The 19,603-nt window shown below is 63.8% G+C and carries 17 protein-coding genes; 5 read left to right on the forward strand and 12 right to left on the reverse strand.

Annotated features, from left to right (window positions below):
• Nucleotides 1-165 precede the first annotated feature (165 nt).
• From BFN03_RS18700 to BFN03_RS18745, 10 genes are all read right to left on the reverse strand, one after another.
• Entirely contained in the window at nucleotides 166-1,470 is a 1,305-nt protein-coding gene (locus BFN03_RS18700; protein ID WP_070380267.1) for a PucR family transcriptional regulator, read from the reverse strand.
• Nucleotides 1,467-2,900 carry a phytoene desaturase family protein gene (locus BFN03_RS18705; RefSeq protein WP_070380268.1) on the reverse strand — a complete coding sequence of 478 codons (1,434 nt, stop codon included), beginning with the start codon at nucleotides 2,898-2,900 and terminating at the stop codon, nucleotides 1,467-1,469. The genes BFN03_RS18700 and BFN03_RS18705 overlap by 4 nt, the downstream gene beginning before the upstream one ends.
• On the reverse strand, nucleotides 2,897-4,762 hold the full coding sequence (locus tag BFN03_RS18710; protein WP_070380269.1) for a DUF3556 domain-containing protein: 1,866 nt from the start codon (nucleotides 4,760-4,762) through the stop codon (nucleotides 2,897-2,899). The genes BFN03_RS18705 and BFN03_RS18710 overlap by 4 nt, the downstream gene beginning before the upstream one ends.
• Before the next feature lie 73 nt (nucleotides 4,763-4,835).
• Nucleotides 4,836-5,210 (reverse strand): AMP-binding protein, encoded by a 375-nt coding sequence (locus BFN03_RS18715; RefSeq protein ID WP_157109656.1) that lies wholly within the window; start codon nucleotides 5,208-5,210, stop codon nucleotides 4,836-4,838.
• A 269-nt stretch (nucleotides 5,211-5,479) separates the two neighbouring features.
• On the reverse strand, nucleotides 5,480-6,781 hold the full coding sequence (locus BFN03_RS18720) for a helix-turn-helix domain-containing protein (protein WP_157109657.1): 1,302 nt from the start codon (nucleotides 6,779-6,781) through the stop codon (nucleotides 5,480-5,482).
• Nucleotides 6,778-8,211 (reverse strand): phytoene desaturase family protein, encoded by a 1,434-nt coding sequence (locus BFN03_RS18725; protein ID WP_070380271.1) that lies wholly within the window; start codon nucleotides 8,209-8,211, stop codon nucleotides 6,778-6,780. Before BFN03_RS18725 ends, BFN03_RS18720 begins: the two co-directional genes overlap by 4 nt.
• Nucleotides 8,208-10,049: a DUF3556 domain-containing protein gene (locus tag BFN03_RS18730; RefSeq protein WP_070380272.1), complete on the reverse strand. Its 1,842-nt coding sequence runs from the start codon at nucleotides 10,047-10,049 to the stop codon at nucleotides 8,208-8,210. The genes BFN03_RS18725 and BFN03_RS18730 overlap by 4 nt, the downstream gene beginning before the upstream one ends.
• A 69-nt stretch (nucleotides 10,050-10,118) precedes the next feature.
• On the reverse strand, nucleotides 10,119-11,585 hold the full coding sequence (locus BFN03_RS18735; RefSeq protein ID WP_070380273.1) for a class I adenylate-forming enzyme family protein: 1,467 nt from the start codon (nucleotides 11,583-11,585) through the stop codon (nucleotides 10,119-10,121).
• Nucleotides 11,586-11,780: 195 nt separating this feature from the next.
• A complete protein-coding gene (locus BFN03_RS18740; protein ID WP_070380274.1) occupies nucleotides 11,781-12,029 on the reverse strand; it encodes a DUF2510 domain-containing protein in 249 nt (82 codons plus the stop codon).
• Nucleotides 12,030-12,125: 96 nt separating this feature from the next.
• On the reverse strand, nucleotides 12,126-12,920 hold the full coding sequence (locus tag BFN03_RS18745) for an LLM class F420-dependent oxidoreductase (protein WP_070380275.1): 795 nt from the start codon (nucleotides 12,918-12,920) through the stop codon (nucleotides 12,126-12,128).
• Nucleotides 12,921-13,080: 160 nt separating this feature from the next.
• Here BFN03_RS18745 and BFN03_RS18750 point away from each other — a divergent pair, with 160 nt between their 5' ends.
• Entirely contained in the window at nucleotides 13,081-13,560 is a 480-nt protein-coding gene (locus BFN03_RS18750) for a nitroreductase family deazaflavin-dependent oxidoreductase (protein ID WP_070381081.1), read from the forward strand.
• 29 nt (nucleotides 13,561-13,589) lie between these two features.
• Here BFN03_RS18750 and BFN03_RS18755 read toward each other — a convergent pair whose 3' ends face one another.
• The gene (locus tag BFN03_RS18755; RefSeq protein ID WP_070380276.1) at nucleotides 13,590-14,114 is read right to left on the reverse strand and encodes a TIGR04338 family metallohydrolase; all 525 of its coding nucleotides are present in this window, start codon (nucleotides 14,112-14,114) and stop codon (nucleotides 13,590-13,592) included.
• The gene (locus BFN03_RS18760; RefSeq protein WP_070380277.1) at nucleotides 14,111-14,953 is read right to left on the reverse strand and encodes a DUF2786 domain-containing protein; all 843 of its coding nucleotides are present in this window, start codon (nucleotides 14,951-14,953) and stop codon (nucleotides 14,111-14,113) included. Before BFN03_RS18760 ends, BFN03_RS18755 begins: the two co-directional genes overlap by 4 nt.
• Before the next feature lie 163 nt (nucleotides 14,954-15,116).
• Between BFN03_RS18760 and BFN03_RS18765 the strand changes: the two genes are divergently transcribed.
• From BFN03_RS18765 to BFN03_RS18780, 4 genes are all read left to right on the forward strand, one after another.
• Nucleotides 15,117-16,190, forward strand: a complete 1,074-nt coding sequence (locus BFN03_RS18765) for an ABC transporter ATP-binding protein (protein WP_070380278.1) — start codon at nucleotides 15,117-15,119, stop codon at nucleotides 16,188-16,190.
• A 152-nt stretch (nucleotides 16,191-16,342) separates the two neighbouring features.
• Entirely contained in the window at nucleotides 16,343-17,617 is a 1,275-nt protein-coding gene (locus tag BFN03_RS18770; RefSeq protein ID WP_070380279.1) for an ABC transporter substrate-binding protein, read from the forward strand.
• Between the two features lie 33 nt (nucleotides 17,618-17,650).
• On the forward strand, nucleotides 17,651-18,700 hold the full coding sequence (locus BFN03_RS18775) for a carbohydrate ABC transporter permease (protein ID WP_070380280.1): 1,050 nt from the start codon (nucleotides 17,651-17,653) through the stop codon (nucleotides 18,698-18,700).
• Nucleotides 18,697-19,593 carry a carbohydrate ABC transporter permease gene (locus tag BFN03_RS18780; protein WP_442971856.1) on the forward strand — a complete coding sequence of 299 codons (897 nt, stop codon included), beginning with the start codon at nucleotides 18,697-18,699 and terminating at the stop codon, nucleotides 19,591-19,593. The genes BFN03_RS18775 and BFN03_RS18780 overlap by 4 nt, the downstream gene beginning before the upstream one ends.
• The last annotated feature ends 10 nt before the right edge of the window (nucleotides 19,594-19,603 follow it).

The following is a 19,603-nucleotide window of genomic DNA, read 5'->3' on the forward strand; positions in this document are numbered from 1 at the left end:
GTCAAGCCGCCGGGAGCAGTCTCGATGGCCGCACTCGAGCAAGTACCAGCGTGCATCACTGTCCCGTAGTTGAACCCCGAACGACTCGACGTGACTGGCCTGGACTTGACGGAATGGACCAAAGCTCAGCGTGTTTCACGGGTCCAGCGGTTGGGTGCTTGGCGTCTAGCGTAAGACCGTCGGGCCGAGGAACTCGCAAACTTGTAGGGCGAGAGCAAGGTCGAGTTTGCTGTGTCCGGCGATTCCCGTGCCGGGCTCGCCGAGTGCTTTGGTGATGCGGTATTTGACCGTGTTGCGGTGCAGATTCATTTGCTGGGCGGTGTGCAGGTGACTCTCGCCGTTTGCGAAGTAGGTGCTCAGCGTCGTCCGCAAAGTGGCGGCCTGATCGGTGTTCTCGGCGAGCGGGCCGAGGACCTCCCATACCCATGCCCGTGTGGATTCGAGGTTCTCGGACAGTAGCGACACGACGGCGACTCCGCGGTCGCCGAAGCTGACGATCGGCCGGGCGGGTGTGTTGGGAACGTTGGCGACCGAGTAAGCGGCGCGAGCTTGTTCGTGCGAGCGCCGGAACCCGGCGATTCCGTGCGCGGGGAGTCCGATCGCCGCACGGACATTCGTGTCGGTGGGCAGGGTAGCGCTGTCGATCGCAGGTCGTCTGGATCCGAACGGCATCCATGCCCAGATGGTGTTGCGGTCGATGGCGGTGACGATAGGGGCCGAATCCGTAGTGAGGTGCGCCGCGACGTCCCGCACATATCGGTAGAGGGAATTCAGGGACGCACTGTCGTCGCGGGTGGTAGACCAGGCGATTATGGCGACATGGTTCTGCTCGAGCCGATATTGCGTCTCAGCCTCGAATTGTCCGGGATCGCTACCGGTGTCCTCGAGGAGTCCGTGGATGGTTGAGGAATGGACGTTACCCTGGGCGCCGATCCAGCGTTGGCGTTCTTGCTCGTGCGCCTCGAAAACGTACAGCGTGATCCAATCGATGTAGCTGAACACAACATCCGAAAGATGTTTGAGGACAGCGAGTGTGAGCGGAGCAGACAGTTCGAGCGCATGTACCTCGTCGTAACAGATCTTCATGAGGTCGTCCTGGCCCATATGGTAAGCCCGTGCGACGGCATGTGACGACACATCGCGTTGAGCCAGTCGGAGCACGTATTCGACTGCCGCAGTGGGGGGCTGCAGGTGTTCGACCGGAATATCGTTGGCAAGAACGTGAATTATGGTCGATATGTTGCTGTGTACGCTCGCTTCCATCAGTTCGAAGAGTTCCGGATTCTCGTTGAGCTCGTCGATCTCGCGCGCAAGCAGGGCACTCATCGCGTGGGTGATCTCAGCCTGCTGGGAATCGAGCCTGCGTGCGACGCCGGCGACGATGTCGAGGACTTCCGTTTCCGCCGGCGCGGGTGCACGCGCGAGGCGTGGACGCGGTCCCGGAGTGCTCTGCTCGTCTGGGCTGTTCACAGAACGTCACCTGCTTCCCGGCGCAGATACCGCAGTGCCGATTGTGCCGCGTTGTACCCGCACATCCCGTGAGCCCCGGCGCCGGGCGGCGTTGATGCAGAGCACAGGTAGGTTCCAGGAACTCCGGTGCTGTAAGGGTCGAGGGCGAGCCGCGGCCGCAGCACCATTCGGGTCGCGGTGTTTGCGCCGCCGATGATGTCGCCGCCGATATAGTTCGCATTGCGGGCGACCAATTGTGTTGGCCCGCTCGCGACGGTGGCGACGATGCGGTCGCGGAATCCCGGCGCGAACCGCTCGATCTGCGCGACCACCGCATCGGTCACATCTCCCGAATATCCGTGCGGAACATGGGCATACGCGTACAGGGGGTGTAGGTCTCCATTCGACCGGGTGGGGTCGGCTACGTACTGCTGTCCGACGAGGACGAACGGCCGTGTCGGCATCCGGCCCGTCGCGATATCCCGTTCGGCGGTGGAGATCTCGGCGAAAGTGCCGCCGAGGTGCACAGTTCCGGCCCGACCGCAGTCGGGGTTGGTCCACGGCACCACACCCTCGATAGCGAAGTCGACCTTGAAGGCAGCCGGTCCGTGCCGGAACCGGCGGTACGCCTTTGCTACTCGCGACGGGACCTCGTCCCCGAGAATGTCGAGTGCGGCTGACGGGGAGAGGTCGAGCAGGACGACGTCGGCGGGCGTGATGTCTCTGCGGCTGCGCACGTGGACTCCGGTGGAGATCTTGCCGCCATAGTCGGTGAGCATGTTCGCGAGGGCAGTGGTGATCGACTGTGACCCACCCTCGGCCACCGGCCACCCATAGCGATGACCCGCGGCAACAATCATCAGACCGGCAGCCGACGTCGCGGGCCAGTCGAGTCGATAGTAGGCGTGCGCGGCGACGCCGCCGAACAGTGCGCGCGCCTTCTCGGTGCGCCACCAGCGGGCCGTCGCGGTTGCCGGCAGCAATGCGCGAGGCCCGAAGCTCGCGAGTCTGAGCGGGTGCCGGGGTACGTTCGCGATCGGGCGCATCAGGTCGGCGGCAAGGTCGTCGAATCCGTCGGTGAGCCCGCCGAACATCCGCTGCCAGCGGCTCCGGTCCGCGCCGAGGCCGGAGGCCGTCTCCTGGACGGACTGGTACAGCAGTCCCGCCTCCCCCGTGTCGAGGGGATGCGCGCAGTCGATGTCGGGCCACTTCCAGGTGAGCCCGTACTTGGCGAGATCGAGGGTCTGCAGGTACGGCGACCCGGCACCCATCGGGTGGAAGGCCGAGCATTCGTCGTGCAGCAGACCTGGGACGGTGAGCTCCGAGCTGCGGGTTCCGCCGCCGAGGGTGTCGGCGGCCTCGAGTACCTGTACATCGACGCCGTGCCGGGCGAGGTGGACGGCGGCAGCCAGCCCGTTCGGACCTCCGCCGACGATGGTTGCGGTGGTCATGGCTGTGCCACCAAGTAGGTTTCTGCCATATCCGTCTCCCGCATCATCGTCTCCCGCATCATCGCCTCGCGCATCATCGCCTCCCGAATCTTCGCCTCCACCCCGTCACTGTCCAGTGTCCACAGGACGTCGAACGGGATGGGTCCGTTGGGCAGCCACGGCTGCTCGGCGACGGCGTCCGCGACCCGATAGGTGCCTCGTTCGATCACGCCGAGGGCGGCGTCGATCATCTTGTACTCCTGAACGCCCTTGTGAAGCGGCTGCGATTCGATCTGAGCGATGATGAACTCGCCGGGTGCGAAGTTGCAGCGTCTCTGGATAGCGGTGATCAGGTGCTCGTTGTGGAAGTGGCCGTCACCGAAGTTGAACGCCACTAGTGAATTGCAGCTGAACTCCGCCTCCCGCACCGAGTAGATGTCGATGTCCTCGCCGAGGTGGCGCATCATCAGCGAGAACAGGGCACGTCCCTGACTGTGCATCGACCGGAAGCTGAGCAACTGGTGCATCACCACGTCCGCCTCCTCCGGTGTGTGGGTGGCCAGTAGTTGGGTGCGGGTGAGCGGGGCGGGACGGGGGATGAAAAGGTCGAGCTTCTCCTCGGCGCCCGGCGCGAAAGCCCAGGTGGCTGAGGCCCAGTTGCCCGAGTACAGGCGCATGGACGGCAGGAACGACACCAGGTCTGGACGCAGGTTACCCAGAATCGGGAAGAAGACGAGTGCGGCGACGATGCCCGCGGGCAGCCACATCGACGACATGTCCGTGACGCCGTAGCCGTCCCATGCCGGGAATCCGGCGAACAGGAATATCGTTGCGAACGCAAATAGCAGATTCCACTGGAGAGGTACGGCCAGCGGGAACGTGGACACAATGAACAGGTGAAACGCGACCATCAGCACCACGGCCGCCAGGGTGAGCGTGTGGTTGGTGGAGAACAGCAGCACCAGGGGGGTAACCACCGTGACAAGCGTTCCGAGCATGTGGGCGACGCCGCCGGCAACGATCGACGGGCGTAGATCGTTGGGGTAGTTGCGGTAGAGCGCGCGCTTGATCGCCTTGGACGGCATCCATGGGGTGTTGCTGATCATCGGCGGAACCACCATGGAGAAATGGTGACCGATCTTCGAGACGCCTGCCCCGACCCACACCACCACGATCAGCAGCTTGAGCGCGACGATCATGTCGACGAACGACAACGCCGCGAAGAACAAGATTGCAGGCAGATACTGCTCGCTGCGCGCGGCGAGGAAGATCACCTTGTCGCGTAGTCCGATGATGATCAGCAACGCAATGATCGGAAACAACAGCGAGGGGACGACGAGGCCCGCATTGTTTGCGCTCGCAGCGGCGACGGGCCAAGTGTGCACGCCGGGCAGAGTGAGCGCGAGGACGAGGTTCACCAGAAGTGCCGCATATAGGACGACGTCGAACACGGTCCGGGTGTCACCGGAGGTCAGCGGCACCTTCCCCGGCCACGGTGGCAGCCGAATCGTGCCTGGGCGAAGCCAGTACAAGACGCCGCCGGTCATCGGCTTGAAGTGACCGGCCAGCGGACCCCACGATCCGGCGATTCCGATCGATTCGAGCAGTACCGTCCACAGAATCAGCTTCTGATAGACGATCGGCTCGTTCCACCACGTCCCGATGTCGAAAACGTTCTGGCTAGACGTGAAGGTTGCGATCGTCAATCCGGCGCCGATGTAGAGGACGAGCAGTTTCAGAATGTAGATGGTGTGCACCATCTTCGGTGTTCCGAACCCGTAGTCGACCCAGTGCGTCGACGTCGCACGAACGCGGTCGAGGAATGGGCGCTCGAGGAAGGTGGCCGCGTCGACCTCGGGAGGATTTCCTGTTATGAATCCCATCGCAGGGCTCCTAGAGGTAAAGGGTGAATCGCCTCGGGTCCGGGCCGAGGTGTGAAGTGGTGGGGGCGTCAGCTCACCGGTTGCTGGCGGCGGCTGCTGCGCAGGCCCGGCTTGTCAATCTTGCCGACCGGGTTGCGTAAGAGCGCGTCGACGACAGGGGCAGCCAGCGGCAGTGTGACTGTCGTGAGTCGGTCGACCAGGTGTGCGGCGAGGTCGCTTCCGGCGACGGCTCCGAGGCCATCTGAATGATCAGGATCTCTGCTCGGTTGGGCAGCATGATCGCGATGACGTCACCGGGACCGATCTCTCTCTCGGACAGTTGATCGGCGAAGGTGTCGACCCATTCGGCGAACTGCTCGGGGCTCAGTTCGAGGCGGTCGTCGTGCTGGCACGGCAACTCTCCGTGCTCCAAAGTAAGAATCCAAGCGAAATAGCTAATGTGCGACACGATTTCGTCCGCCCTCTCGTCCGTTCTGTGACATCAGACACTATCGGCGGGATTTGTGATAGGAAACGGTCTCGGGGGCTAGAGTTCACGCGGGGTGTTGTCGGTTGAGCACAAACAGGGACGGGACATGCCCCGGAACGTGGCAGAACTGAGCAACCGCTTAGAACGCGGTGTGCAGCACTGTCTTGTGCCGACCAGTCGCCGGGCGGGTGTAGGTCCCGGTGAGCGTTCTTCAGCGTTCTACAGGCGCCTACGGCGAGCCCATGGCTCTAGCGCAAGACCGTCGGGCCCAGGAACTCACAAACCTGTAGGGCAAGAGCAAGGTCGAGTTTGCCGTGTCCGGCGATTCCCGTGCCGGGCTCGCCGAGTGCTTTGGTGATGCGGTATTTGACCGTGTTGCGGTGCAGATTCATTTGCTGGGCGGTGCGCAGGTGACTTTCGCCGTTTGCGAAGTAGTTGCTCAGCGTGGTTCGCAAAGTGGCGGCCTGATCGGTGTTCACGGCGAGCGGGCCGAGTACTTCCCATACCCACGCCCGTGTGGATTCGAGGTTCTCGGCCAGTAGCGACACGACGGCGACTCCGCGGTCGCCGAAGCTGACGATCGGCCGGGCGGGTGTGTTGGGAACGTTGGCGACCGAGTAGGCGGCGCGAGCTTGTTCGTGCGAGCGCCGGAACCCGGCGATTCCGGTCGACGGTAGCCCGATCGCGATCCGAATCCCCGGGCTCGCGGGCAGTCCGGTGGTGTCGATGACGGGTTGCCGTCGGCCGAATGGTAACCAGGCCCAAAGGGTTTGACGGTCGATGGCGGTGACTATGGGGGCGGAATCCGTTGTGAGGTGGCGCGCAATGCCGCTCACGTGGTGGTCTAGCGCGTTGAGAGTCGCCTCGTCGTCTGCTCCGCTCGACCACAGAATCATCGCGACGTGGGTCTGGTCGAGTCGGTAGTTCGTCTCGGTCTCGAAAGTGGACCCGTCGCTGCCTGTCCCACCCAGGAGGGTGTGAATGATCGACGAATGGACGTTGCCGCGGGCGCCGAGCCACCGTCGTCGTTCCTGCTCGTATGCGCCGAACACGTAGAGCGTGATCCAGTCGATATAGCTGTACATCACCTCTGACATGTGTTTGAGCACAGCCAGTGTCAGTGGTCCTGGCAGGCCCAAGGAGCCGACCTCGTCGAAGCAGATATTCCTCAGGGCATCCTGTCCCATGTAGTACGCCCGCACGAGCGAGTTCGACGACACGTCTCGTTGGGCCAACCGCAGTGCGTATTCCACGGCCGCTGTGGTCGGGTGCAGGTGGTCGACGGGAATATCGTTGGCCAGGACGTGGATGATGGTAGAGATGTTGCCCTGCACGCTGGCCTGGAGTAGTTCGACCAGTTGAGGGTCTTCGTCGAGTTGATCGATCTCGTGCGAGAGCAGCGCAGTCATCGCGCGGGTGATCTCCACCTGACGAGCGTCGAGTCTTCGAGCGATGTCGGCGACGATATCCAGAACCTCGGACTCGGCATCCGTGGTCACCTTGGGCACCGCACGCTTCGCGCGGACCTGGCTGTCGCCGACACCGCTCACCGCGCACCCCCTCGGCCCCGTCGCAGGTAGCGCAGTGCGGATTGCGCCGCGTTGTACCCGCACATCCCGTGTGCGCCTGCACCGGGCGGAGTCGATGCCGAGCACAGATACGTGCCCGGCACACCTGTGCTGTAGGGGTCGAGGGCAACGCGTGGTCGGAGCACCACCTGTGTCTCGTTGTTGGCGCCTCCGATGATGTCTCCGCCGACATGGTTGGGGTTGAATTCGGCCAGCGCGGCTGGACCGGTGCTGGTGGTCGCGACGATCCGATCCCGGAAGCCCGGTGCAAACCGCTCGATCTGCGCGGTGATCGCCTCCGTCGCGTCGCCCGTATAGCCATGCGGGACATGTGCGTACGCATACAACGGGTGCAAGTCACCTTTCGATCGGGTGGGATCGGCGACGTATTGTTGGCCGAGTAGCACGTACGGCCGCTGCGGCATCCGCCCTGCGGTGACCTCTCGCTCGGCGTGCGCGATTTCGGCGAAGGTGCCGCCGAGATGCACGGTGCCCGCTCGCCCGCACGCGGGGTCGCTCCAGGGCACCCCGCCGTCGACGGCGAAGTCGACCTTGAATGCCCCAGGCGCGTGCTTGAATCGTCGGTACGCACGCGCGACCCTGTCAGGGAGTCGATCCCCGAGTATGCCCAGTGCAGCCGATGGTGCGACATCCAGCAGAACCACGTCCGCTGCCGGAATGTCTCCCCAGGTGCGTACCGGCGAATCCGTGGTGATCTTGCCGCCGCAATCGGCCAGCGCGGCGGCCAGTGCGGTGGTGATCGCCTGCGATCCCCCCTCGGCGACGGGCCAGCCGTAGCGGTGACCTGCGGCGATGATCATCAACCCGACGGCCGAGGTCGCGGGGCGATCGAGCCGGTAGTAGGCGTGCGCGGCGACGCCGCCGAACAGTGCGCGCGCCTTCTCGGTGCGCCACCAGCGGGCCGTCACGGTGGCTGGCAGCAATGCGCGAGGCCCGAAGCTCGCGAGCCGGATCGGGTGCCGGGGTACGTTCGCGATCGGCCGCATCAGGTCGGATGCCAGATCGTCGAATCCGTCCGCGAGACCCCCGAACATGCGCCGCCAGCGTGTGCCGTCCTCGTCGAGGCCGGCGGCGGTCGCGGAGACCGACCTACGAAGTAATCCGGCATCGCCGGAGTCGAGGGGGTGGGCGCAGTCGATCTCAGGCCATTTCCACGTCAACCCGTATTTCTCGAGGCCGAGTGTTTGCAGGTACGGCGATCCCGCCCCCATCGGGTGGAATGCCGAGCAGTGGTCGTGAAGCAGCCCGGGCACCGTCAGTTCCCCGGATCGTGTGCCACCGCCGATGGTGTCGGCGGCCTCGAGGACTTCGACGTCGACCCCGTGGGTGGCCAGGTGGACGGCGGCAGCGAGCCCGTTCGGCCCACTGCCGACCACGACAGCAGTGGTCACGAGTGCACTCCGCTGCTGTCACCGCGCTCGTGCATCTTCGGCTCCTCGATCAGGCCCGGGTCGGTCAGTGCCCGATTCGCATCTACTTCCAGTGTCCACTGCACGTCGAACGGGATGGGTCCGTTCGGTAGCCACGGCTGCTCGTTGATCGCGTCGGCCGTCTTGTAGGTTCCCCGTTCGATGACACCGAGCGCGGCGTCGATCACCTTGTATTCCTGAACGCCCTTGTGGATCGGCTGCGATTCGATCCAGGCGACGAGGAACTCACCCGGTGCAAAGTTGCATCGTCTCTGGATAGCGGCGATCAGGTGCTCGTTGTGGAAGTGGCCGTCACCGAAGTTGAAGGCGACCAGAGAATTGCAGCTGAATTCGGCTTCACGCAGCGTGTAGGTGTCGATGTCCTCTCCGAGGTGGTTGATCATCAGTGAGAACAGGGCACGTCCCTGACTGTGCATCGACCGGAACCCGAGCAGTTGGTGCATCACCACGTCCGCCTCCTCCGGCGAGAAGGTGTCCAGAAGTTGGGTGCGGGTGATCTTGGCGGGACGGGGGATGAACTGGTCGAGTTTCGCCTCGGCGCTCGGCGCGAAAGCCCAGGTGGCTGAGGCCCAGTTGCCCGCGTACTGGCGCATGGACGGCAGGAACGAGACCAGGTCGGGACGCAGGTTGCCCAGAATCGGGAAGAACAGCAGCCCGGCGACGATTGCTGCGAGCAGCCACATCGACGACATGTCCGTGACGCCGTAGCCGTCCCACGCCGGGAAGCCGGCGAACAAGAATATCGTCGCGAAGGTGAACAGCAGATTCCACTCGAGCGGCACCGCCAGCGGGAACGTCGACAGGATGAACAGGTGGAATGCGACCATCAGTGCCACGGTCACGAGGGTCAGCGTGCGGTTGGTGGAGAACAGCAGCACCAGGGGTGCAGCCACCTCGACAATCGTGCCGAGTACGTGGGCGACACCTCCGGCAACCTTGGACGGGCGCAGATCGTTGGGGTAGTTGCGGTAATGCGCGCGCTTGACCGCCTTGGACGGCATCCACGGCGTGTTGCTGATCATCGGAGGCACCACCATGGAGAAGTGGTGACCGATTTTCGAGATGCCCGCGCCGACCCACACCACCACGATCAGCAGCTTGAGCGCGACGATCATGTCCACAAACGACAACGTCGCGGAGAACACGATCGCGGGCAGGTACTGCTCGCTGCGCGCGGCGAGGAAGATGATCTTGTCGCGGAGCCCGATGATGACCAGCAGCGCAATGATCGGGAACAACACGGCAGGGCGGACGAGGCCTGAGTTATCCGCGATCGCCGCGTCGATCGACGCTGTGTGCGCTCCCGGCAGGATGAGCGCGAGGACGAGGTTCACCAGCAGTGCTGCATACAGGGCGACGTCGAAGACGGTCCGGGTGTCACCGGAGGTCAGCGGCACCTTCCCCGGCCACGGTGCGAGTCGAATTGTGCCGGGGCGCAGGTAATACCGGAAGCCGCCGGTCATCGGCTTGAAGTGGCCGGCCAGCGGGCCCCACGATCCGGCGAACCCGATCGATTCGAGCAGCACCGTCCACAGAATCAGCTTCTGATACACGATCGGCTCGTTCCACCACGCCCCGATGTCGAGCACGTTGTGGCCGGAGGTGAAGGTCGCGATGGACAGTCCCGCGCCGATGTAGACGACGAGCAGTTTCAGAATGTAGATGGTGTGCACCATCTTCGGTGATCCGAAACCGTTTTCGACCCAGTGCGTCGACGTAACGCGAATGCGGTCGAGGAACGGGCGCTCGAGAAATGTGGCAGGGTCGACTTCAGGGGGGTTCCCTGTCATGAATCCCATCGCAAGGCTCCTTGAGGTAGTGAGGATATCGCCTCGGGCGCGGGCCGAGGTCTGGGGTGGATAGTGGTGTCAGCTCATCGGCTGGGGGTGGCGGCTGCGGAGGCCGGGTTTGTCGATCTTGCCGACCGGGTTGCGTGGGAGCGCGTCGACGACGTGGATAGCCACTGGCAGTTTGACTTTCGTGAGTCGGTCGACCAGGTGTTCTGCGAGGTCGTCGCCGGCGACTCGAGCGTCCGGGTAGGTGACGACGTACGCGACGGGCACCTCGCCGTACACCTCGTGCGGGGCGCCGATCACGGCTGCCTCGAGCACACCGTCGTGAGTGGCGAGGGCGTTCTCGATCTCCTTCGGGTAGATGTTCTCCCCGCCACGGATGATCATGTCCTTGATGCGGTCGACGAGTGTGAGATAGCCGTCTTCGTCGAGTCTTCCGACGTCTCCGGTGTGTAGCCAGCCATCGACGATGGTCCGTTCGGTTTCATCCGGACGGCCGAGGTATCCCCGCATCACGTTCGCGCCGCGGATCACCACCTCGCCGGTCGCTCCCGTCGGCAAAGGCGAACCGGCCTGGTCGACGATCGCGAGAGTCTGGCCCGGAAGCGCGGGGCCGACGGTGCCGAGTTTCCGGATGCCGTCCGGAGGGTTGCACGCCGATGCGCAGGTACCCTCGGTCAGCCCGTACCCCTCGACGATCACCAGACCGAGGCGCCTCTCGGCGCGGTCGAGGAGTTCTTTCGAGATCGGCGCGGCCCCACAGACGGCGAAACGCAGCGAGGAAAGGTCGGATGCCGTGTCCGGCTCTGAGGTCAGTAGCGCGTAGATGGTCGGGACGGCAGAGAAGTACGTCGGGCGCAGTCGGGCGACGTCGTCGAAGAACCGCGCAGGAGAGAAGCGTCCCGTAACGCTCAGTTGGCCACCGGCCAGCATCGGGGACAGAAAGCTGACACAGATGGCGTTGACGTGGAACAGCGGGAGGATCAGCAGGCAGTGATCCTCCTGGGTCAGCGACAAGTGTTGTGCCATGGAGGAACTCATGAACTGCAGGTTGTCGTGGGAGAGCATGACGCCCTTGGGTCGTCCGGTGGACCCTGACGTGTAGATCAGCAGCGCCAAGTCCTCGCCGTCGGGACTGACGTTCGGTGTCCATCCTGACGGGGTTGTGGTTGCCATTTCGTCGACTGCGATGGTCGGCTTTCCGGCAGAGGGTGCGTCAGGTCCCTCATTGACGACGAGAACCGCTGCCGCGTCGAAGATTTGGTAATCCGCTTCGTTCGCGGTGAACGTGGGGTTGACCGGCGTCGCGGCCGCGCCGATCCGCCATGAGGCCATCAGGGCGATCAGGAGTTCTGCACGGTTGGGCAGCATGATCGCGACTACGTCGCCGCGATCGACCCCTCTCTCGGACAGTTGGGCGGCGAACGCGTCGACCCGTTCGGCGAACTGCTCGTAGCTCAGTTCGAGGCGGTCGTCGCGCAGGCACGGCGCCTCTCCGCGCTCCAAAGCAAGATCCCAAGCGAAATAGCCAATGTGCGACACGATTTCATCTGCCCCTTCGTCTGTTGTGTGACATCAGACACTATCGACGGGCAATGTGGCGCGAAACGGTCTCGGAGACTCGAGTTCGGTCGGGGTGTTGTCGGTTGAGCACAAATGGGGACGGGATATGGCCCGGAACGTGGCAGAAGTGAGCCAACTGCTTAGAGCAAAATGCTCAAAATTGTCTTGTTCCGACTAGCCGCCGGGCGTGTCGGTGCCGCGCGGCTGTGTGTGATCGGTCCATTGCCTGCCGTCGTGCCAGCGGACGAAGCGAGGGTCATGCGGGTCGGGATACCAACCCGGGACAGCCGCCTGAACCGACGGCGTCTTGTTGCTCGATTTGCCGGCCTTCACGATCAGAAGCACAACGCCGGCGATAACCGCGAGTATGAGCACGACGAAGAACAGTATGACTAGAAAGTGCCACGGAGTCGGAGATCCCATGCGCGCAGTATGAGCCGGGCTGCACTAGCGGGCAAGTGACGCGTACCCGAGCAATGCGACCGCAAACGCGGACGCAACAGACTGTTGTCGCAGGCCCTACGCCAGGCCGGACAGCGGCGGCGGAGTGTTCTCGTCTCGCCAGGCGATGGCCCTCTTCAGCTCGGTGAAATCGAATTTCGGCCCCTCCGCGTGGACGGTGAACAGGGTGACTCCGGCGTCGACATGCTTCTTCGCATCTTCGATGCCCGGCCACTTCGTCGAGTGCGTAATGCTGTCCGGGCTGCGGCCGTGGTCGGCGCACCGCTCCGAGAGGATGCCGACCTTGCGCGAGTACGTCTTGAGGTCCCCGAAGCTGTGCCAGATGTCGGCGTGCTGCGCGACCAGCGGAAGCGTCTTCTTCTCACCCCCGCCGCCGATGAGGACCGGAATGTGACGGGTGGGCGGCGGTACGAGCTTGCCGAGTCGAGCTGTCACGCGCGGAAGATACTCGGCGAGCAGCCTCAGTCGTGATCCGGCGGTGCCGAATTCATACCCGTACTCGTCGTAGTCTCGCTCGAACCACCCCGCTCCGAGTCCCAGGATGAGCCGTCCCCCGCTGATGTGATCGACGGTGCGAGCCATATCGGCGAGGAGGTCCGGGTTCCGGTAGCCGGCAGAACTGACGAGCGCGCCGATCTCCACTCTTTCGGTCTGCTCGGCGAACGCCGCGAGCATCGTCCAGCACTCGAAGTGCGCACCGTCCGGATCGCCGAACAGTGGGTAGAAGTGATCCCAGGTGAAGACGATATCGACGCCGGCATCCTCGGCTCTGAGTACCGCGTCGCGGATGAGACCGTACTCCGGCGCGTGCTGAGGCTGAATCTGAATTCCGATGCGAACTGGGCGAGTCATGCGGGCTCCTCCGATTGGTGAGGGCACGGCACCGGGCTGGTTCGTGCAGGTCGTCTTACGAATCCATCTTGCTCGCACGATTTCGAGATGGCTACCGGTCGGACGCGCCGAGCTTTCGATCACGCCAGAGATTGCGCGGTGGATCTGGAAGGCTGAGGGTATGAAGGTCACAGAAAGGCCGGACCCGCCGACTGGTCTACGCAAAGCACTCTTCCGTGCTCCGATCCACCTCTATCGCTGGCATCTGGGTTTTCTGCTCGGTGGCAGGTTCCTGCTCCTCGAGCACATCGGCCGCAAGTCGGGCAAGACCCGCCAGGTGGTGCTCGAAGTGGTCAACAGCAGCGACGTATCGGAAGGGTACGTCGTCGGGGTCGGCTTCGGACCCAAGACCGACTGGTACCGGAACCTTTTGGCGCAGAACGACGTAACGATCCAGGTGGGGAGCAAGCGCCTTCCCGTGACCGCCGAGTTCCTCAGCCCCGACGAGGGTGGGGAGTTCATGACCCGGTACGGGGCCGAACACCCCAAAGTGGGTGTGCGGCTGTGCAAGATGATGGGGTTCGAGGTGGACGGCAGCGCCGACGATTTTCGTCAGGCCGGCCGGCAGATTCGGTTCGTCAGGTTCCGTACTCGCAGCTGAGGCTGTCGCATCCGAACGGGCGAATGACGTCAGTTCAGCCGCACCCCGCCTGCAATGAGGGTCGCCCTCGAGACGAACGCGGCTTCGGGTCCGATGATTTCGTCGACGAGGGTGAGGTAGCGATCGACGAAACCCGGTCCGTGCGGCTCTTCCGTCGGGAAGCCGGGGTGGGACGGGTCGAGGTGGTGAGCGATCTCGTGGAGTACCACCAGCTCACGCATTGCCCAGGCCTTCCCTCCCCGATGTTCGGGAATTGCCATCGTGGCGCAATCACTCTCGTAATGCGATGCCTTGTTGCCAGCTCTCGCGCGAACGTGGATCGGGGTTGCGGCCCTCGTCCAGGTGGACCGGACCCAGTTCAGGGAGAGAACGCGGTCGACGTAATCCTGCACGGAATCAATGGACCCGAATTTCCGCTCCACCGGAAGTGTTACCTGCGATCCCATCACCTCGACGATGCGCAGTCCCCGCTCGTCTGCGCGATCGAACATGGTGCGCACCAATGACTCTGCGTCATACACCGCTGCGCGCTGGGTGTCGCGGGGGCCGCTCATTGCGGTAGCCGCTTTCTCGCCGCCGGCAACTCCGGTGCATTGCTCAGCCGCGCGGTCCTCGCGGCGCGATCCCCGGCACGCCTGGCGTTCGACGAGTGCCCGGCCACAGCGCGCACCCCTCGCCACGTGCCTCGTGCCTGCGAGTTCTCCCGGTAGTAGTCCCTCAGTTCGATCTGCTTGTCGCGCAGGACGATCGCTGTCTCCGACGACGATTCGGGTACCGACACCGCTTCCTTCTCGGTTTCCTTCTTTGCATCGGCGAGGCGCTGCCCGATACGGGCGGCGTAGGCGAGTTGGAAGTTCAGACGTGCGGTCACCCCCGCGACGGGACGTCGCACCTCGGTCACGACACGGCGATTTCCATCAGCCGCACCGCGGCGTCGTCCCCGTTTCTCGATCCGGGTGCGTACCGTGGTCTCGCTGCGATAGTCGCCCGACTTGATATACGCGTCGGACGCCCGGACCATCTGGATCAGCAGGCTCGCATAAAGGGCTTCGCACACGTCGATGTCATTGGCGAAGCCGTAAGCGTAGACGATTGCGGACGTCTGGGCGATGTCGCACTGGACATCGTTGGCGGCGGCAATCACCAGAAAGAGCTCGGCATACGTGCGGAGCCCTTTCTTGCCCGGTTCGCCGATGGTGATCAGGCGCTGCGTGGGGGTGGCGCGCTTCTCCTTGCCCGCTGTGTGTGCGCGTGCGACGGCGAGATCGATCGACGCGGCTGTGGCAAGCCGCTGCGCCGCGGCCATGAAGGCCTCACCCTCATGCTGGTTATCGGTCGATTCCGCTTGCCGGAGCAGTCCACCGATCCGGGTCAGCATCTTGTCCGAATTCACGCCGAGAGGCTACGCCCAGCGATCTACCCGAGGGTAGTAAGCGCACGGTGTGTTGCCGTCCGTCGGTGATCGTTCTCCTCTCCCGGGTGGGTGCGAGCGTGAGTGAAAAGGTAAGTTCGCACGCACCTGAGCGAGGAGCCGGGTAGAAGGGACATCGAAGTTCATGGCCACAGTGACCTACGACGGTGCCACCTGCTTGTTCCCTGGTTCGGACAAGCCGGCCGTCGAGAATCTCGACTTGCAGATCGAGGACGGTGAGTTCCTGGTGCTCGTCGGCCCCTCTGGCTGCGGAAAGTCGACGTCGCTGCGGATGCTGGCCGGACTCGAGCAGGTACACAGCGGACGGATTCTGATCGGCGACCGCGACGTCACCATGCAAGAACCGAAGCAGCGCGACATCGCGATGGTGTTCCAGAACTATGCGCTCTACCCCCACATGTCAGTGGCCGAGAACATGGGCTTCGCGCTCAAGCTCGCCGGCATGAAGAAGACCGATATCCGCGCGCGCGTCGAGGAGACCGCGAAACTCCTGGATCTCGAACCGTACCTGGACCGCAAGCCCAAGGCGCTGTCCGGCGGCCAGCGGCAGCGGGTCGCGATGGGCCGTGCGATCGTTCGCCAACCGCAGGTGTTCCTGATGGACGAGCCGCTGTCGAACCTCGATGCGAAGCTGCGAACGCAGACCCGCACCCAGATTGCCCAACTGCAGCGTCGTCTGGGGACGACCATGGTCTACGTGACGCACGACCAGGTCGAGGCTATGACCATGGGTGATCGAGTGGCCGTGCTCGATCAGGGAGTCTTGCAACAGTGCGCGACCCCGCAGGACCTCTACAACACGCCCGCGAACGTGTTCGTCGCCGGCTTCATGGGTTCACCATCGATGAACCTCTTCACGCTCCCGATTACACCCGAGGGTGTTGTGCTCGGCGACGCGACCATTCCACTGCCGGGCCAGTTCCTCCCCTCTACCGGCGAGCGTGAGGTGGTGGTGGGGATACGGCCCGAGCACCTCGTGCTCTCGAGCACTGGGATCCCGATGGAGGTCGGGGTGGTGGAGGAACTCGGCTCCGACGCCTACATCTACGGCCGGAACACAATTAACGGCGAGACGCAGCAGTTGGTTGCTCGCACCGATTGGCGCGACCCGCCGCGCAAGGGAGACCTGGTGAAACTCCATGTCGACCCAGCTCGGGTGCATCTGTTCTCGGCCTCGACGGGAGTTCGACTGGCCTAGTCCGAAAGGTCTGATTGCGTCCTTGACCGATGCAGGTCGGGGGTGATGCCGCCCTTGCACGGCGTTTCATGCCAAAGTATGTTCCGACACGGCACGGATTCCGTGATTTTCGGCACTGACACGCTTCATCCAATTGCCTACGAGGAGACTCCATGGTTCAGATTTCGAGAGCGGTCCGGCGCACCGCGGTGTTTGCCACCGCTTCGCTAGTCACGCTCACCGCCTGTTCGACGAGTGACAGTGGGAGCGACTCCACGTCAGAAAACCTCGAAGGTCGCGGCCCCATCACCTACGTCGAGGGCAGGGATACCACCGATACCGGTGTGGTCCGGCAGATCATCGACGCATGGAATGCCGAGCACCCCGACGAGCAGGTGACGTTCCATGAGCAGTCGAACGACGCCGATCAGGCGCACGACGATCTCGTTCAGCATCTTCAGGCGCAGCAGTCCGACTATGACGTCATGGCGCTCGACGTCCCCTGGACGGCAGAGTTCGCGGCCAGGGGCTGGCTGCAGCCGTTGACCGGCGACTTCGCGATGGACAACACCGGCATCATCCCGGCGACGGTTGAAAGCGCCACCTACAACGGCACCCAGTACGCGGCGCCGAAGAACACCAACGGCGGCCTGCTCTACTACCGCACCGATCTGCTGCAGGAAGCGCCGACGACCTGGGACGAGCTCGAAGCCGACTGCGCCGTCGCCGTGGAAAACAACATCGACTGCTACGCGGGTCAGTTTGCTCCGTACGAGGGCCTGATGGTGAACACCGCCGAGGTCATCAACGCCTACGGCGGATCGTTCGTCGGTGCGGACGGGACGACCCCGACGATCGACAGCCCTGAGGCACGCGAGGGTCTGCAGGTTCTGGTCGACAACTTCGAGGATGGCAACATCCCCGCCCAGGACACCACATTCCAGGAGCCCGAGAGCCAGCAGGCCTTCGAGGACGGTCAGGTGCTGTTCCTGCGCAACTGGCCGTACGTGTACGCAACCGCTGGACAGGATTCTTCCGCGGTGGCGGGCAACTTCGACGTGGCCCCGCTGCCCGGCAAGGACGGCATCGGCACATCGACGCTCGGTGGCTACAACGCCGCTATCAGCGCGTACTCGGAGAACAAGGCGACCGCCCATGAGTTCCTCGAGTTCCTCCAGAGCGAGCAGGCTCAGCGCATCATGGCGATGGACTCGCTTCCCCCGGTCCGCGCCGACCTGTACGACGACCCGGACGTTGTCGCGAAGTACCCGTTCATGCCGACGCTGAAGGTGTCGATCGAGAACGCGGTCCCGCGTCCGGTCACGCCGTTCTACCCGGCCGTGTCGAAGGCTGTGCAGGACAACGCCTACGCTGCGATCAGAGGTGAGAAGTCGGTGGACCAGGCGATCACTGACATGCAGTCCGGCATTCAGGCCGCAGGTTCGTAAAATGTTGGTTCGTCGAACACAGGAGTAGCAAAGATGGCCGTTCCGGCTGGGACAACCAGTGGAGCGCCAGCACGTGCCGCGGCCGGGGATTCAAACCCCGGCCGCGGTTCGCGTGAGAAGAGCGAGAGCAGTCGACGCATGGCGCTGAGTAGTCGCCGTGCATGGCTGCTCATCGTTCCCGCGCTGTCCGTGCTGGCTATTGTCATCGGGTACCCGGTTGTCCGGGCAGTGGTGATGTCGCTGCAGAAGGACGCCGGCCTCGACCCGGTGACGGGTATGTTCACCCCGGGCGGCTGGGCTGGGATCACCAACTACACGCATTGGATCCTGCAGCAGTGCGCGGCGCCGGGCGGCGTTGTCACGTCGTGCCCGCCGGGAACCCTGGGTTCGCAGTTCTGGCCCGCGGTCGGGAACACCGCGTTCTTCACGGTCGTGACAGTGAGCCTGGAAGTCACGATCGGCCTGTGGATGGCGATCATCATGGGCAAGACATTCAAAGGCCGGGCTCTGCTGCGTGCGTCGGTCCTGATTCCGTGGGCCATCCCGACGGCGGTCACCGCCAAGCTCTGGTACTTCATCTTCGCGTACGACGGCATCGCCAACCGGCTGCTCGGTACCGAGATCCTGTGGACGTCGGACTCCTGGCCCGCGCGATTCGCGGTGATCATCTCGGATGTCTGGAAGACCACCCCCTTCATGGCCCTGCTGATCTTGGCGGGACTGCAGATGATTCCGCAGGACGTCTACGAGGCGGCGAAGGTGGATGGCGCTTCCGCGTGGCAGAGGTTCCGAATGATCACGCTCCCGTTGGTGAAGCCCGCGTTGATGGTCGCGATTCTGTTCCGCACGATGGACGCGCTTCGGATGTACGACCTTCCCGCAATCCTCACCGAAGGCAACCCCGCCACCAGGACCGTGTCGATTCTCGTGGTCGACCAGGTGCGGCAGGGCTTCAACAGTGCGTCCGCGTTGTCGACGATCACCTTCCTCATGATCTTTGCGGTGGCGTTCGTCCTGGTGAAATTCCTCGGCGCGAATGCCGTCGAAACTCAGGAAGCCCAGCGAAAGGGGACGACGTCGTGACCCACCGCGTCCTGGAGGCGACGAGTCCGCCGGCCCCGCCGTTGAAGCAGACCCGTCCGCGGCCTGCTTGGTTCAAGAATTACCGCATCTATGTCGGTGTCACGATCATTCTCGTATGGGGGCTGGCGCCGTTCTACTGGATGGTGGTGACGGCCTTCCGCGATCCCGCCTACACATTCGACACCACCCCGTGGCCCACGCACGTCACGTTCGAGAACTTCCAGAACGCGCTGTCGACGAGCAACGGAAACAACTTTCCTCGGGCCCTGGTGAACAGCATGATCATCGGCGGCATCACTACCGCTATAGCTCTCGCCGTGGGCATATTCACCGCGTACGCGCTGGCGCGCATCGACTTCCGCTTCAAGTACCTGGTGGTCGGCATCGTGCTGGGTGCGTCGATGTTCCCCGTCGTCGCGCTGGTCACTCCGCTGTTCCAGTTGTTTACGAATATCGGCTGGATCGGCAGCTATCAGGCGATGATCATCCCGAACATCTCGTTCGTGCTACCACTGACCATCTACACGCTGACGTCGTTCTTCAAGGATCTGCCCTGGGAACTCGAGGAGGCTGCGCGTATCGACGGCGCCACTCGCGGGCAAGCGTTCCGGCTCGTCATGCTGCCGCTCGCGGCACCAGCGCTGTTCACGACCGCGATTCTCGCGTTCATCGCGACTGTCAACGAGTACCTGCTGGCCAGTCAGCTGTCGAGTCCCGCGACCGAGCCGGTCACCGTCGCGATCGCGCGATTCGCCGGCAACGACCCGCATGTGGTGCCGTATGCGGCGATCATGGCGGCCGGAACCATCGTCACGATTCCGCTTGTGATCATGGTGTTGCTGTTCCAGCGCCGAATCGTCTCCGGTCTGACGGCCGGTGGTGTGAAGAGCTAGACCAGTCCTG

This window comes from Rhodococcus sp. WMMA185 (genome assembly GCF_001767395.1).
In the GTDB taxonomy this organism is placed as follows: Bacteria; Actinomycetota; Actinomycetes; order Mycobacteriales; family Mycobacteriaceae; genus Rhodococcus_F.